This window comes from Bradyrhizobium sp. NDS-1 (genome assembly GCF_032918005.1).
In the GTDB taxonomy this organism is placed as follows: domain Bacteria; phylum Pseudomonadota; class Alphaproteobacteria; order Rhizobiales; family Xanthobacteraceae; genus Bradyrhizobium; species Bradyrhizobium tunisiense.
Genome location: NZ_CP136628.1, coordinates 3,926,749 through 3,940,424, shown reverse-complemented (window position 1 = coordinate 3,940,424; position 13,676 = coordinate 3,926,749). Strand labels below are relative to the sequence as shown.

Below are 13,676 nucleotides of genomic sequence, written 5' to 3'. Positions count from 1 at the left end.
AGGGAAGACCGAGCCGGCTACACCAGCCGGCTCTGCACCATCGCCGCCTGGATGAACGAGGCGAACAGCGGGTGCGGTTCGAACGGCCGCGATTTCAGCTCGGGGTGGAACTGGACGCCGATGAACCAGGGATGATCCTCGTACTCGACGATTTCAGGCAGCACGCCGTCCGGCGACAGGCCCGAGAATTTCAAACCATGCTGCTCGAGGCGGTCCTTGTAGGCGGTGTTGACCTCGTAGCGGTGGCGGTGGCGCTCGGAGATCTCGGTGGCGCCGCCATAGACCTGCGAGACGCGGCTGCCACGATTGAGCGCAGCGGGATAAGCGCCAAGCCGCATCGTGCCGCCGAGATCGCCGGCCTGCGAACGTTTCTCGAGTTCGTTGCCGCGCAGCCACTCCGTCATCAGGCCGACCAGCGGCTCCTTGGTGGGTCCGAACTCGGTGGAGTTGGCGTCCTCGATGCCGACGAGGTTTCGCGCCGCCTCGATCACCGCCATCTGCATGCCGAAGCAGATGCCGAAATACGGCACGTCGCGTTCACGCGCGAACTGCGCCGCACGGATCTTGCCTTCCGCGCCGCGCTGGCCGAATCCGCCCGGCACCAGGATGCCGTTGACGTGCTCGAGGAACGGCGCGGGATCCTCCTTCTCGAAAATCTCGCTCTCGATCCAGTCGAGATTGACCTTCACCTTGTTGGCGATGCCGCCATGCGAGAGCGCCTCGATCAGCGACTTGTACGCATCCTTCATGCCGGTGTACTTGCCGACGATGGCGATGGTGACGTTGCCTTCGGGATTGCGCACGCGCTCGTTGATCTGTTGCCAGCTTCGCAGCTCCGGCGGAATCCGCGAACCGATGCCGAAAGCGGCCAGCACTTCGTCGTCGAGGCCCGCGTTGTGATAGGCTTCGGGCACCGCGTAAATGTTGTCGACGTCGCGTGCCTCGATCACGGCGCTTTCGCGCACGTTGCAGAACAGGCCGAGCTTGCGCCGTTCCTCCTTCGGAATCTCGCGATCCGTCCGGCAGAGCAGGATGTCCGGCTGAATGCCGATCGACCGCAGCTCCTTCACCGAGTGCTGCGTCGGCTTGGTCTTCAATTCGCCGGCGCTCGGAATAAAGGGCAGCAGCGTGAGATGAATGTAGACGGCATGATCGCGCGGCAGCTCGTTCTTGAGCTGGCGGATCGCCTCGAAGAACGGCAGGCCTTCGATGTCGCCGACGGTGCCGCCGATCTCCACCAGCACGAAATCGTAATCGTCGTTGCCGGAGAGGACGAATTCCTTGATCGCATTGGTGACGTGCGGAACCACCTGGATGGTCGCGCCGAGATAATCGCCGCGGCGCTCCTTGGAGATGATGTCCTGGTAGATCCGCCCCGTGGTGATGTTGTCCTGCTTGGTCGCAGGCCGGCCGGTGAAGCGCTCGTAGTGACCGAGATCGAGATCGGTCTCCGCGCCGTCATCGGTCACGAACACTTCGCCATGCTGGTACGGCGACATCGTTCCGGGATCGAGATTGAGATAGGGGTCGAGCTTGCGGAGGCGGACCTTGTAGCCCCGGGCCTGCAACAGCGCACCGAGTGCCGCTGAAGCCAGACCCTTGCCGAGCGAAGAAACCACGCCGCCGGTGATGAATATGTACCGCGCCATGGGACTTAACCTCTAATCCCCAAAATTCGATTCGCCAAAGCGATTCGTATTCCGCCCCCGAAGATTCTGTGGGCCTGTGGGTGAACCAAAACGAAGAGTGGTGACCGTGCCTTGATGGGGATTGTTGATGCAGGGCGCTAGGATCCGCCCTGCATGGCCCCCCTGCTTTATTGCGAGCGCGGCACCTGCGGGCCGCTCGGGGCCGGGGCCTGCTGCTGCTCGTCGGCCTTCTTCAGCGAATCCAGGATGCCGCCCGAGGTCGGCGGCGCGATCGGCGATCCGCCGGCCGGCTGGGTCTGTGACGCCGGCGCGCCGATGATCGACGACGGCGCACGGTTGTAGCCCGCGTGCCAGGACAGGAACATGCTCGTGAGGAAGAAGCCCGCAGCCAAAATGGCGGTGGTTCGCGTCAGGAGGTTCGCGGTACCGCGGCTCGACATGAAGCCCGCGCCCCCGCCCATGCCGAGGCCGCCGCCTTCCGACTTCTGGAGCAGGACGGCGCCGATCATGACGGCGACGATCATGAGGTGGATGACGATGACAACGGTCTGCATAATGCCCTTCCGTCACAAGCGGGCGGCGCCTGACGGCGGCCGATCGCGCTTCGCGGGTTTCCTGAAGTTGCGCGGTGTTACACGATCGGAGGGGGTATTGCCACCCCCGATCGGGTCCGGACCAACGGTTTGAATGAGTTAGGGGCAGCCCTTCGCAATCGCAAGGAAATCGGCCGCCTTCAGGCTGGCGCCGCCGACCAGTGCGCCATTGACGTTCTTCAACGCCATCAGCTCGGCGGCGTTCGAGGGCTTGACGGAGCCGCCATAGAGGATGCGCATCCTGGCACCATCAGCCTTGAACCTGACGGTCAGGAGTTCCCGGATAAACCCATGAATCTGCTCGACATCCTGGGCCGTGGGGGTCAGCCCGGTGCCGATCGCCCAGACCGGCTCATAGGCCACGATGAGATTCGCGGCGGTCGAGCCGTCAGGCAGAGAGCCGCCGAGCTGCCCGCGCAGGATGTCCAGGGTCTGGCCGGCGTCGCGCTGACCTTGCGTCTCACCGACACAGACGATCGCCGTCGCCCCGGCGCGCCAGGCGGCTTCAGCCTTCTGGCGGATCAGGGCATCGCCCTCGCCGTGATCGGCGCGACGCTCGGAATGGCCGACGATGATGGCCGTCGCCCCCGCGTCCACCAGCATTTCGGCGGCAATATCGCCGGTATGCGCGCCGGAGGCCTTGGGGTGGCAGTCCTGGGCCCCTACTGCGACCTTCTTGCCGCGCGCCTTTTCGGTGAAGGCGGCGATCAGGGTCGCGGGCGGACAGACCAGCAGGTCGGCCTTGCCAGCCACGTCTGCCGCGCCGTTGAGCATGGCGTCGAACTCGGCAGCCTGGGCCTTCAGGCCGTTCATTTTCCAATTGCCGGCGATCAGGGGGCGGATGGCGTCGGTCATGTCAATTTCCAGCAGATTGAGGGTTTGTGCATGCGCTAGCAGAGCTCCCGCGGCAGTTCCAGACACCAGAGGCTTTTAACCGCAGCCTCGAGCCGTCGATTGACCTGAGGTTGCGGGGGGAAAGCCACCACTTTATGATGATTGATCAATTTGGTGAGGCGCTTTTGCTGAATTTGCATTAAGACGCGCTCCCGTTCCCCTCCTGCTCAAACAAGTTGGACCAAATGCTTCGAGGAATGCGCAAGGCCTCATCAAACTGGCTCGGCAAGATCATTATGGCCGTGGTGATGGGCGTGTTGATCATCAGTTTCGGCGTTTGGGGCATTGCCGACATCTTCAAAGGTTTCGGGCAGTCCACGGTGGCCAAGATCGGCAGCACCGAAATATCGCTCAACGAGTTCCGCCAGATCTACACCGACCGCCTGCAACAGATCAGTCGCCAGTTCGGCCGTCCGCTGACGCCCGACCAGGCGCGTGCCTTCGGCCTCGACCGCCAGGTGCTGCAGCAGGCAATCGCAGAAGCCGCCCTCGACGAGGAGGCGCGCCGTCTCGGCCTCGGTCAGTCCGACGAGCAGATCCGCCAGGTCATCATGAACGATCCCAACTTCAAGGGCATCGGCGGCAATTTCGATGCGAACCGTTTCCAGGCCCTGATCCGCAATTTCGGCTATACCGAGCAGCGCTACGTCGCCGAACAGCGGAAGGTGTCGCTGCGCCGGCAGATCACCGGCACGATCGGCGCAGGCGTCGAGCCGCCAAAGACCATGCTCGACGTGCTGACGCGCTTCCAGAACGAGCAGCGCTCCATCGAGTTCGTCAAGCTCGACGCCGCCCAGGCGGGTACTATCGACGCGCCCTCGCCCGAGACGCTCGCCGCCTATTTCGAGGATCACAAGGTCCAGTTCCGCGCACCCGAATATCGCAAGATCGCCTTCGTCGCGGTCTCGCCCGAGGAAATCGGCAAGTGGACCGAGGTGTCGGACGATGACGCCAGGAAAATGTTCGACCAGCGCAAGGATCGGCTAGGTACGCCGGAGAAGCGCCAGATCCAGCAGATCGTGTTTCCGAACGTCGCCGACGCGCAGGCCGCGCGCGAGCGCCTCGTCGGCGGACTATCGTTCGAGGACCTCGGCAAGGAGCGCGGACTGAGCGCCTCCGACGTCGATCTCGGGCTCGTGACCAAGTCTTCGCTCGCAGCCGCAGTCGGCGATGCCGCCTTCGCGCTTCCCGTCGGCGAGATCAGCCAGCCGATCCAGGGTGGGCTTGGCGTCGCGATCGTCAGGGTCGACAAGATCGAGCCCGGCAAAGAGGCGGACTACGCCAGTCTTGCCGGCGACATCAAGCGAGAGATCGCCACCGAGCGCGCGCGCGTCAAGGTCGCCGATCTCCGCGACAAGATGGAAGACGAGCGTGGCGGCGGCTCCAGCGTGATCGACGCGGCGCAGAAGCTCGGCCTCACCGCCGTGACCATCGAGGCCGTCGACCGCTCCGGCCGCGCCCCGAACGGCCAGCCGGTCGCCAACATTCCGCAAGGGCTCGACGTGGTGTCACAGGCCTTCAACACCGATGTCGGCATCGACAACGACTCGATCTCGTTCAAGGGCGGCTATGTCTGGTACGACGTGCTCGCCGTCACGCCCTCGCGCGACCGCAATCTCGACGAGGTCCGTGACCAGGTCGAGGCGCGCTGGCGCCAGGACCAGATCGCGGCCAAGCTCAAGACCAGGGCGAGCGAGATGGTGCAGAAGCTCGAAGCGGGCGGCAAGCTCGCCGATGAAGCAGCGGCGATCGGCGCCAAGGTCGAGACCGCGTCCGGCTTCAAGCGCGACGATTCTCCCGCCGGCGTGCCCGCAGCCGTGGTGTCAGCCGCCTTCCGCACCGCCAAGGACGGCGTCGGACAGACGGCCGTCAGCGGCGGCAGCGAAGTGGTCGTCTTCCGCGTCACGGACATCGTCGAGCCGGCGATCGACGCCGCTTCCGACGCGGTCAAGAAGCTGAAGGAGAGCCTCGACCGCGCCCAGACCGAGGAGCAGGTCGCTTCCTACGTCAACAAGCTTGAAACCGACATCGGGACCACCATTAATCAGGCCGCCTTCGCGCAGGTGACCGGCGCGAACCAGTGAGTTGAAAGCACGCGATGGACGACCTGAAATCGATCATTGGAAAAGTGGCGACCGGCGCCAGCCTGTCGCGTGACGAAGCCGCTGCCGCCTTCGACGCCATGATGTCCGGCGAGGCCACGCCCTCGCAGATGGGTGGCCTGTTGATGGCGCTCAGGGTGCGCGGCGAGACCGTGGACGAAATCACCGGCGCCGTTGCGGCGATGCGCTCGAAGATGCTGACCGTGACGGCGCCGGCTGACGCCGTCGATATCGTCGGCACCGGCGGCGACGGCTCCGGCTCGGTGAATGTCTCGACCTGCGCCTCCTTCATTGTTGCGGGCGCCGGCGTGCCGGTGGCCAAGCACGGCAACCGCGCGCTGTCGTCGCGCTCGGGCGCGGCCGACGTGCTGGCCGCGCTCGGGGTGAAGATCGACCTCAAGCCCGAGCAGGTCGGCCGCTGCGTGCGCGAATGCGGCATCGGCTTCATGTTCGCCCCCGCCCATCATCCCGCCATGAAGAACGTCGGTCCGACCCGGGTCGAGCTCGCGACGCGCACGATCTTCAACCTGCTCGGCCCCCTGTCGAACCCCGCCGGCGTCAAGCGCCAGATGGTCGGCGTATTCTCGCGGCAATGGGTGCAGCCGTTGGCGCTGGTGCTGAAGAACCTCGGCTCCCAGTCCGCCTGGGTGGTGCACGGCTCCGATGGCCTCGACGAGATCACCCTCACCGGCCCCACCTTCGTCTCCGCGCTCCACAATGGCGAGATCCGCAATTTCGAGGTGACGCCCGAGGAGGCCGGCCTGCCGCGCTGCGAGGCCGGCGCACTCAAGGGCGCCGACGCCGACGCCAACGCAATCGCCTTGCAGAGCGTGCTCAGCGGCAAGCCGAGCCCCTACCGCGACGTGGCACTAATGAATGCCGCTGCCGCGCTGGTTGTGGCCGGCCGCGCCAAGGACCTCAAGGAGGGCGTTGCAATCGGCACCAAGTCGATCGACAGCGGCGCGGCGAACGCGAAGCTGAAGCACTTGATCACGGTCTCGAACGGCTGAGCGCCCCCATGTCGGATATCCTGGCCAAGATCGAAACCTACAAGCGCGAGGAGATCGCCGCGGCCAAGCGCGCGCAGCCGCTCTCGGCGGTCGAGGCGAAGGCCAACGCGCAAGCCGCGCCGCGCGGCTTCCTGCGCGCAATCAGGGCCAAGCACGCCGCTGGCGACTACGCGTTGATCGCGGAAGTGAAGAAAGCCTCGCCTTCGAAGGGACTGATCCGCGCCGATTTCGACCCGCCGGAGCTTGCCAAGGCCTATGAAGCCGGCGGCGCGGCCTGTCTGTCGGTGCTGACCGACACGCCCTCGTTCCAGGGCCATCTCGACTTCATGGTGACGGCGCGGGCGGCGACGTCCCTGCCGGTGCTGCGCAAGGATTTCATGTTCGACACCTATCAGGTGGTCGAGGCCCGTGCGCACGGCGCAGATTGCATCCTGATCATCATGGCGGCACTCGACGATGCCGCCGCCCGGGATCTCGAGGACGCCGCGACTGCCTTCGGCATGGACGTGCTGATCGAGATCCACGACCGCGCCGAGCTCGACCGGGCGCTGAAACTCCGTTCGCCGATGATCGGCGTCAACAACCGTAATCTTCGCACCTTCGAAACCACGCTCGCGACCAGCGAAACGCTGGCGCCGCTGATTCCTCAGGACCGGCTGATGGTCGGCGAGAGCGGCATCTTCACGCCGGCCGATCTCGCCCGGCTCGAGCGCGTCGGCATGTCGACCTTCCTGGTCGGCGAGAGCCTGATGCGACAGGCCGACGTCACCGCGGCGACGCGCATTCTGCTCGCGCGCGAGACAACGGCGCGCGCGACGGGCACGACCTGACATGGCGCGCAAGCCCGCGAAGACCAAACCGCCCAAGGCCGGCCCCGCCCTCACCCATATCGGCGCCTCCGGCGAGGCGCGAATGGTCGACGTGTCCGACAAGCCGGCCACCGAGCGGCTTGCCGTCGCGGAGGGCCGCGTCGTCATGACCAGGGCGACGCTCGACCTGATCGTATCAGGCAACGCCAAGAAGGGCGACGTGCTCGGCACAGCCCGCATCGCCGGCATCATGGCCGCCAAGCGCACCGCGGAGCTGATCCCGCTCTGCCATCCGCTCGCGCTGTCGAAGGTGACGCTCGACATCGAGCCCGACGCGAAACTGCCGGGCTGCCTGGTTCGCGCCAGCGTGAAGGTGACGGGCCCGACCGGTGTCGAGATGGAGGCCCTCACCGCGGTGTCGGTCGCCTGTCTCACCATCTACGACATGATCAAGGCGGTCGAGCGCGGCGTGCGCATCGAAGGCATCCATCTGGTCGAGAAGCTCGGCGGCAAGTCAGGGCACTATCGCGCGTGATCGTTACTTCAGCGACGTGCTGATCGACGCGAATTTCGTGCTGAGCCTGGTGCCCATGCCGTTCACGACGGTGATGATCGCAAGCGCGATGCCGGCGGCGATCAGGCCGTATTCGATCGCGGTCGCGCCACTCTCGTCGTCGATGAAGCTCTTCAGAATGCTCGTCATGATCATGTCCTCGCGGTGTGGTTGGCAGATGAATTCGCAAATCGCGTGCCAATGCGCCTTCGAGGAACGCCAACATGTTAGATGGTTAAGCCCTAGTTGATCACGCCACGGGCGGCAGGAATTGACCGGCATCGCGGGAGCCCCGCGGCAATTCCTGCACGGTGTTGCGCCCGCACATCGATCGGTTTCTTGCGCGATCGTTCACCTGGCATTAACCGCGCTTCCTAACTTCACCTCCATACCGTTTCCGTAAACCGACGGATGTTTGCGAGGCCAAGAATTGATCCTGGCGTGTGTACGGCAATGATCCAGCATGATGACGAGCTTCGGCAATCGCCTCTTTGACCAGGCCTTCGTGCGCGGCGGACCAATCCGCTGGCTGGTGGTGGGCGGCACGTTGCTGATCGCAGCAATTGCCATAGGTTCGGTCCTGATGGCGCAGAATTTCCGCGAGCGGGCGCTGCGCAACTCCGGCCGCGAGCTGGAGAACACGGTGCTGCTGGTCGCCCACCATTTCGATCAGCAACTGCAGGACTTCGCGGTCATCCAGAAGGATTTCGTCGACCAGGTCCGCACGACCGGAATCAACAATGCCGAGGACTATCGCAGGCGCCTTTCGGGCCAGGACGTCCACCGGATGTTGCGCTCGAAGATCGAGGCGCTGCCCTACATCGGCGGCGTCAACATCATCGATGCCGACGGGGATCTGATCAATTCATCGACGGCATGGCCGGCTCCGAAAGTGAACGTTGCCGATCGCGGCTATTTTCGCACCTTCAAATACGATCCCTATTCGCCTGACGTCCTGATCGAACCCTTGCACAGTCGCATCACCGGAGCATGGACCATCCTCGTGGCCCGAAAGATCGTCGGGCCGAACGGCGAGTTCCTGGGTGTCGTCGGACGCGGCATCGAGCCCGCCAATTTCGAGAAGTTCTTCGCCTCCCTCGCGCTCGGCGAAGACGCGACGATCTCGATGCTGCACCGCGATGGTACGCTGCTCGCCCGGTATCCGCATTCCAGCGAATTGATGGGTCGGAACTTCAAGAACGGTGCATTCGAGCAGCAGCGGGTTTTCGGCCTCGATCACTTCGCCGGCCGTTTCGTGAGCCCGGTCGACGGTGAAGACCGGCTGATCTCATCGCGCGCCCTGCCCCACTTCCCGATCCTGATGATGGCCACCACGACGCGTGCGGCTGCACTGAGGGACTGGCGCGAGCAGATCGGCATTCTGATCTCGGTCGCCGCCTCGTCCGCGCTCGCCATCGCAGGCGTGCTGATTGCGGTCGTGCGCAAGCTGCTGGAGCAGCACCGCCTCTCGCGGGAACGGTTGACGCTGGAAAAGCAGCGGCTCGATCGCGCCGTAAACAACATGACGCAGGGCCTCCTGCTGTTCGACGCCGAGCGGCGGCTGGTGGTCTGCAACCAGCGCTACATCGAAATGTACGGATTGTCGGCCGAGATCGTGATGCCCGGATGCAGCTTCCGCGACATCATCGCCCATCGCAAGGTAACCGGCTCGTTCACGGGCAACGTCGACGATTATGTCGCGCGCGTGCTGAACGACGTTCATGCGCGCAACTCGATGGTGGTTGAGACCTCCGACGGCCGCTCGATCCAAATCCTCAACGAACCGCTCGCGGACGGCGGCTGGGTGGCAACCCACGAGGACATCACCGAGCGCCGGCGAACCGAGGAGCGCATCACTCACCTCGCTCATTACGACGCGCTGACCGATCTACCCAACCGCACCATGTTCCACGAGCATCTGCGCGAAGAGCTCGCCGCTGTCGGCCGTGGCGAAGAGATCGCGGTGCACTACATCGACATCGACGAGTTCAAGGGCGTCAACGACGCGCTCGGCCATCTTGTCGGCGACGAGCTGTTGAAATCGGTTGCCGCAAGCCTGCGCCACTGTGCGGGCCCAGAGAATTTCGTGGCGCGGCTCGGCGGCGACGAGTTCGCCATCGTCCAGAGCGCGGTGACGTCGCGGGACCAGGTCAACGAGCTCGTCGCGCGGGTCTTCGCGGCCATCCGCGCGCCGTTCGACTGCCTGGGCCATCATCTCAACACCGACGCCAGCATCGGCATCGCGCTCGCGCCTGAACACGGTACCGCGCTCGACCAGATCCTCAAGAACGCGGACATGGCGATGTACGCCGCCAAGTCCGCCGGACGCCGCACCTATCGCTTCTTCGAGCCGGAGATGGACGCCAAGGCCCGCGAACGCCGGCAGCTCGAGAGCGATCTGCGCCACGCCATCGCCCAAGGGGGTCTCGAAGGCGGCCTCGAGGTCCACTACCAGCCCTGTCTCGGCCTGAAGGATGATCGCATCACCGGCTGCGAGGCACTGGTGCGCTGGCGCCATCCCGAGCGCGGCATGGTCTCGCCCGCGGAGTTTATCCCGATCGCAGAAGATACGGGCCTGATCAACGAAATCGGCGAATGGGTGCTGGCGACCGCCTGCCGGGACGCGGCAAGCTGGCCCGACGACATCCGCCTCGCCGTCAACGTCTCGCCGGTGCAATTCAAGAGCGGCACGCTGGCGCTGAAGATCATGGCGGCGCTCGCCGCTTCGAATCTGCCGGCGAGCCGACTGGAGCTCGAAATCACCGAGGCGGTGCTGATCCGCGACGACGATGCCGCGCTTGCAATCCTGCACCAGCTCCGGGCCATCGGCGTGCGCATCGCGCTCGACGATTTCGGGACCGGCTACTCGTCGCTGAGCTATCTGCACCGTTTCCCGTTCGACAAGATCAAGATTGATCGCTGTTTCGTTGACGACATCGCCGGTCCCGACGGCTCCGCCAGCATCGTCCAGGCCGTGGTCAATCTGGCGGCCGCGCGCCGCATGACCACCACGGCCGAGGGCGTCGAGACCGAGGAGCAGCAGCGCCTGCTCCGCGCGCTCGGCTGTTCCGAGATGCAGGGCTATCTTTTCAGCGCCGCGAAGCCCGCCGACAAGGTGCTGGAGCTGTTCGCGCTGCATCGCAGCCGGCTCGCACAGCGCGACGGCGGCAAGAGCCGCCGGCGCGAGGCCGGTTAGCTCCGACCTCGGTTGTCGGCGCAACGGCACTCCCAGAAGCTTTCCTCGAGACAGACAACGCAGGTCTGCTCGAGGCGCTCCTTCAACGCTTGTCGTGCGCGATGAAGCCGAACGGTCAGGTTGTTCACGGTCACGCCCAGATCGGCGGCAACCAGTTCCCGCGGCTCGCCGGCGAGATCGACCCTTCTAATGACCTCGGCATGCTCCGGCTTGAGCAGAGACAGATGGATATGAAGACACTCGCAGACTACGGCATTGGCCGCGGCATCCTGGTCGACGGCAAGACGATCGTTGAGTTCATGCGGGAACGGCATCTCCCGCGTCCTGCTCCTTGATGCCTGGCGGTGGAAGTCCGCGATGGTCGTCGCCAGAACCCTGCTCAGCCAGCCTCGAACCGAGTCCGCATCGCGAACGTCGCCGGACCGCTCCAGTGCGCGTAACATGAACGCCTGGAGCACCTCCTCCGCTTCCGCCGTACCGCCAAAGCGTCGCTGCAGATAACCGCGCAGGCGATCGTAGCTGCCGACAAGGGCGGAACGCACGACCGCTTCCTGCGATTCCAGGAAAGCTGGTGTCTGCACCGATGGACTCTTGTTCGGCGATTTCATGACTCATCGTCCTTGCATGCCATTCGGCCGATCGCTTCATCGGAGCGAAATTGGTCGGATCGCACGCGGCTGCGATCCGCGGATGCAGTAGCTCCCGAACGATATTCGCGAGAGATCGTCGCTACGGTGGTGCCTGCGCGGCCGATCTCGCCTTCCGCAGGCCAATGATCGCCACGTCGACGTTCTTCCACTCGACGCGCCGCGCGCGCGAGACCTGGCGCACCGCCATCATCCGCCGGGTGTTGCACCCGTCACAGACGTGTCGATCCGCGCTCGGACCAGGAGCGGCACAGTTCGATCTTCGGGAGCTATTTCAGGCGATGGGGGGCCGGTAGTGGCGGCGGGATGCGCCTTCGTCGCAGATCACGTCCGGCCGCGCTTCGCAGCGCGCGTGCGGCGCCACGAACCCCGCGATCGCGGGAGCTTGGGGCGACACTGCGGTGAAGCACAGCACCGAGCCGCAGCAGGCTGCATGCCGATCGCCGGACTGGTCGTGGTCGCCGTCACAATCTCCGGCCATCGCACCGTCATGCGAATGCGGCGCCGATCCGGCATCGGCATGATCGTGCCCATGCGTGGACTGATGCTCGCACGGGTTCGCCGTGGCAGGAGAGATCGAGATCGCGAGAGACGGCGTCATCGACGCAAGCAGATAGGCGGTGGCGACAAGCCATCCCCACCACCTTCGCCTTGGCTTCATCAAGCCAATCATTCCAGCACCTGCGATCCGTCCTGCAACATATAACCCTGGTTGTACTGACGGCCAACAGAAAACGGCGCATGCCAACCCGACAATCCAGGACACGCCTTACGCCACGTTAGGCCGGCGGAATTCTGGAGCTCGCGAGGCCGTCGAGCTCTGGCGGTGCGGCGCGAACACCTCGCAAAATATTCTTCGCTGACTCTGTAATTTACGAGACCCATCTGCGTCGCACCGGTCAATGATGCTTCATCCAGCCGACGCTTTTGATGTTGTTGAACGAATCCGTCATGTGGCACAGAAAGCACTGATCGACCGATGCGTGCTCCTGCCCCGCGATGACGCGATCCATCATGATGAAGTGGCCCATATAGTGGCTCGGCGGCGCCTGATGGCACTGGGCGCAGTCCTTCGAGGTTGGCGAGGGATGCAGGAACCCCACGACTTTCCAGGACGCGAGCGCGTGGCAGGCTGCACATTCCCGGCCAAACAATCCGCTGTGCGGCTCCCGGTTGCTGTGGCAGCCGGCGCAATCGAGTGCAGCCCTTTCCGTCCGCTCGGACTTTTCGCTAAAGCCGTAATTGCGCGTCGTAAACCAGACGAGCGCGGACTCCGGAATGTGTCCGAGAAAAATCAGCCAGTTCGCCAGCCCGCGAAACAGATCCAGGCGGACATCGCGCCGCGGCTCGACCAGCATCGATCTGATCGTGATCGTCTCCCAGAGCCGACGACGCAACTGAAGTACGATTTGCAGGGGCCGACCAGGATCGTGAATAGCTTCGTCAGTCAACGGCGCGCTCTCCATCTTTACGATCGGCCTTTGGGATCGCAACCTCGTCGCTGCTCATTCGCGCCGACACGCTAGGTTGCGCCACTGGCCCAAGTTTGATCGACCTCAAACTCGGTCGACGCGCCAGCCAAATCTTTTTGTGATTCACTCGCGTAATGAATCGAGACGCATCTCGTCCTCAAGCGGAGGGCACTTGCCGACGACAGCGCTGGGCCGCCCAGCAGCACGATCGAGGGCATTGCACGCGCCTCATTATTTTCGGCGGTTCGTTCTATTTTTTTCTGTAAGAAGCGCGCCGCTTCCCGTCGCCTGCAGCAATTCGACGATGTTCGCATCGATCGGCGAAGGCACGCACATCACCATGTTGATCTTGCTCAACCCGGATGATCACGCTCCGGGTTTGCTGGCGGCTCGATCAAGCCACCGGGACTTGATTGGCACCAACTTGAAAGATCGAACAGGAGAATCCCAAATGAGTCACCGCAAGCTGATCGTGGTTGCCGCGATCATGTCCTTTGTCACGCTGCCTGCCATGGCGCAGACGCGCGCCTCCGACGAGAAGAACGGCCACCACTACACGGGTGGACCGAAAACCGAGGTCCCGCATCACATGGGCAAGAAAGAAAACGATGGCGGGTCAACCAGCGGTTCGGGCGGCAGCCATCATTACGGCGGCGGACCGAAGTCCGAAGTCCCGCACCACACGGGTCCCAAAAAGCAGCAATGACGATTGCAGTGATCCGCGGCTCGCCGCGAGCCATCACACCGAACT

Annotated in this window: 13 protein-coding genes; 6 read left to right on the top strand and 7 right to left on the bottom strand. The window is 64.3% G+C overall.

Annotation, left to right across the window (positions count from 1 at the left end; all coding sequences use genetic code 11):
* Positions 1 to 17: 17 nt before the first annotated feature.
* The 3 genes from RX330_RS18580 to tpiA all read right to left on the bottom strand — a co-directional run bounded on the left by RX330_RS18580 (position 18) and on the right by tpiA (position 3,097).
* On the bottom strand, positions 18 to 1,649 hold the full coding sequence (locus tag RX330_RS18580) for a CTP synthase (protein ID WP_212090215.1): 1,632 nt from the start codon (positions 1,647 to 1,649) through the stop codon (positions 18 to 20).
* 167 nt (positions 1,650 to 1,816) lie between these two features.
* Entirely contained in the window at positions 1,817 to 2,203 is a 387-nt protein-coding gene (secG, locus tag RX330_RS18575) for a preprotein translocase subunit SecG (protein WP_212090212.1), read from the bottom strand.
* Between the two features lie 138 nt (positions 2,204 to 2,341).
* Positions 2,342 to 3,097 (bottom strand): triose-phosphate isomerase, encoded by a 756-nt coding sequence (gene tpiA, locus RX330_RS18570; RefSeq protein WP_317239360.1) that lies wholly within the window; start codon positions 3,095 to 3,097, stop codon positions 2,342 to 2,344.
* A 224-nt stretch (positions 3,098 to 3,321) separates the two neighbouring features.
* Here tpiA and RX330_RS18565 point away from each other — a divergent pair, with 224 nt between their 5' ends.
* The 4 genes from RX330_RS18565 to moaC are packed head-to-tail and all read left to right on the top strand — an operon-like array spanning position 3,322 to position 7,592.
* Positions 3,322 to 5,220 (top strand): SurA N-terminal domain-containing protein, encoded by a 1,899-nt coding sequence (locus RX330_RS18565; RefSeq protein WP_212090206.1) that lies wholly within the window; start codon positions 3,322 to 3,324, stop codon positions 5,218 to 5,220.
* A 14-nt stretch (positions 5,221 to 5,234) separates the two neighbouring features.
* On the top strand, positions 5,235 to 6,248 hold the full coding sequence (gene trpD, locus RX330_RS18560) for an anthranilate phosphoribosyltransferase (RefSeq protein WP_317239359.1): 1,014 nt from the start codon (positions 5,235 to 5,237) through the stop codon (positions 6,246 to 6,248).
* An 8-nt stretch (positions 6,249 to 6,256) separates the two neighbouring features.
* The gene (gene trpC / locus RX330_RS18555) at positions 6,257 to 7,078 is read left to right on the top strand and encodes an indole-3-glycerol phosphate synthase TrpC (RefSeq protein WP_212090188.1); all 822 of its coding nucleotides are present in this window, start codon (positions 6,257 to 6,259) and stop codon (positions 7,076 to 7,078) included.
* A 1-nt stretch (position 7,079) separates the two neighbouring features.
* Positions 7,080 to 7,592, top strand: a complete 513-nt coding sequence (gene moaC / locus RX330_RS18550; RefSeq protein WP_212090185.1) for a cyclic pyranopterin monophosphate synthase MoaC — start codon at positions 7,080 to 7,082, stop codon at positions 7,590 to 7,592.
* Positions 7,593 to 7,595: 3 nt separating this feature from the next.
* On the opposite strand, the gene RX330_RS18545 is transcribed toward moaC, so the two are convergent.
* Complete coding sequence (locus RX330_RS18545) at positions 7,596 to 7,760, bottom strand: Flp family type IVb pilin (RefSeq protein WP_212090181.1); 165 nt, start codon at positions 7,758 to 7,760, stop codon at positions 7,596 to 7,598.
* Between the two features lie 313 nt (positions 7,761 to 8,073).
* On the opposite strand from RX330_RS18545, the gene RX330_RS18540 reads away from it, so the two are divergent.
* Positions 8,074 to 10,806: an EAL domain-containing protein gene (locus RX330_RS18540; protein ID WP_212090178.1), complete on the top strand. Its 2,733-nt coding sequence runs from the start codon at positions 8,074 to 8,076 to the stop codon at positions 10,804 to 10,806.
* Here RX330_RS18540 and RX330_RS18535 read toward each other — a convergent pair.
* The 3 genes from RX330_RS18535 to opgC all read right to left on the bottom strand — a co-directional run bounded on the left by RX330_RS18535 (position 10,803) and on the right by opgC (position 12,904).
* Entirely contained in the window at positions 10,803 to 11,414 is a 612-nt protein-coding gene (locus RX330_RS18535) for an RNA polymerase sigma factor (RefSeq protein WP_212090174.1), read from the bottom strand. The genes RX330_RS18540 and RX330_RS18535 overlap by 4 nt on opposite strands.
* Before the next feature lie 313 nt (positions 11,415 to 11,727).
* On the bottom strand, positions 11,728 to 12,117 hold the full coding sequence (locus RX330_RS18530) for a hypothetical protein (RefSeq protein WP_317239358.1): 390 nt from the start codon (positions 12,115 to 12,117) through the stop codon (positions 11,728 to 11,730).
* A 235-nt stretch (positions 12,118 to 12,352) separates the two neighbouring features.
* A complete protein-coding gene (gene opgC, locus RX330_RS35785) occupies positions 12,353 to 12,904 on the bottom strand; it encodes an OpgC domain-containing protein (protein WP_410706919.1) in 552 nt (183 codons plus the stop codon).
* A 325-nt stretch (positions 12,905 to 13,229) separates the two neighbouring features.
* On the opposite strand from opgC, the gene RX330_RS18520 reads away from it, so the two are divergent.
* Positions 13,230 to 13,631 (top strand): hypothetical protein, encoded by a 402-nt coding sequence (locus RX330_RS18520; RefSeq protein ID WP_317239357.1) that lies wholly within the window; start codon positions 13,230 to 13,232, stop codon positions 13,629 to 13,631.
* Positions 13,632 to 13,676: the final 45 nt, after the last annotated feature.

Excerpts from the sequence above, each read along its gene's own strand:
- RX330_RS18580 (WP_212090215.1), bottom strand. The coding sequence starts at position 1,649 with ATGGCGCGGTACATATTCATCACCGGCGGCGTGGTTTCTTCGCTCGGC.
- moaC (WP_212090185.1), top strand. The coding sequence starts at position 7,080 with ATGGCGCGCAAGCCCGCGAAGACCAAACCGCCCAAGGCCGGCCCCGCC.
- trpC (WP_212090188.1), top strand. The coding sequence starts at position 6,257 with ATGTCGGATATCCTGGCCAAGATCGAAACCTACAAGCGCGAGGAGATC.
- RX330_RS18520 (WP_317239357.1), top strand. The coding sequence starts at position 13,230 with ATGTTCGCATCGATCGGCGAAGGCACGCACATCACCATGTTGATCTTG.
- RX330_RS18540 (WP_212090178.1), top strand. The coding sequence starts at position 8,074 with ATGATGACGAGCTTCGGCAATCGCCTCTTTGACCAGGCCTTCGTGCGC.
- trpD (WP_317239359.1), top strand. The coding sequence starts at position 5,235 with ATGGACGACCTGAAATCGATCATTGGAAAAGTGGCGACCGGCGCCAGC.
- tpiA (WP_317239360.1), bottom strand. The coding sequence starts at position 3,097 with ATGACCGACGCCATCCGCCCCCTGATCGCCGGCAATTGGAAAATGAAC.
- RX330_RS18535 (WP_212090174.1), bottom strand. The coding sequence starts at position 11,414 with ATGAAATCGCCGAACAAGAGTCCATCGGTGCAGACACCAGCTTTCCTG.
- secG (WP_212090212.1), bottom strand. The coding sequence starts at position 2,203 with ATGCAGACCGTTGTCATCGTCATCCACCTCATGATCGTCGCCGTCATG.
- RX330_RS18565 (WP_212090206.1), top strand. The coding sequence starts at position 3,322 with ATGCTTCGAGGAATGCGCAAGGCCTCATCAAACTGGCTCGGCAAGATC.
- RX330_RS18545 (WP_212090181.1), bottom strand. The coding sequence starts at position 7,760 with ATGACGAGCATTCTGAAGAGCTTCATCGACGACGAGAGTGGCGCGACC.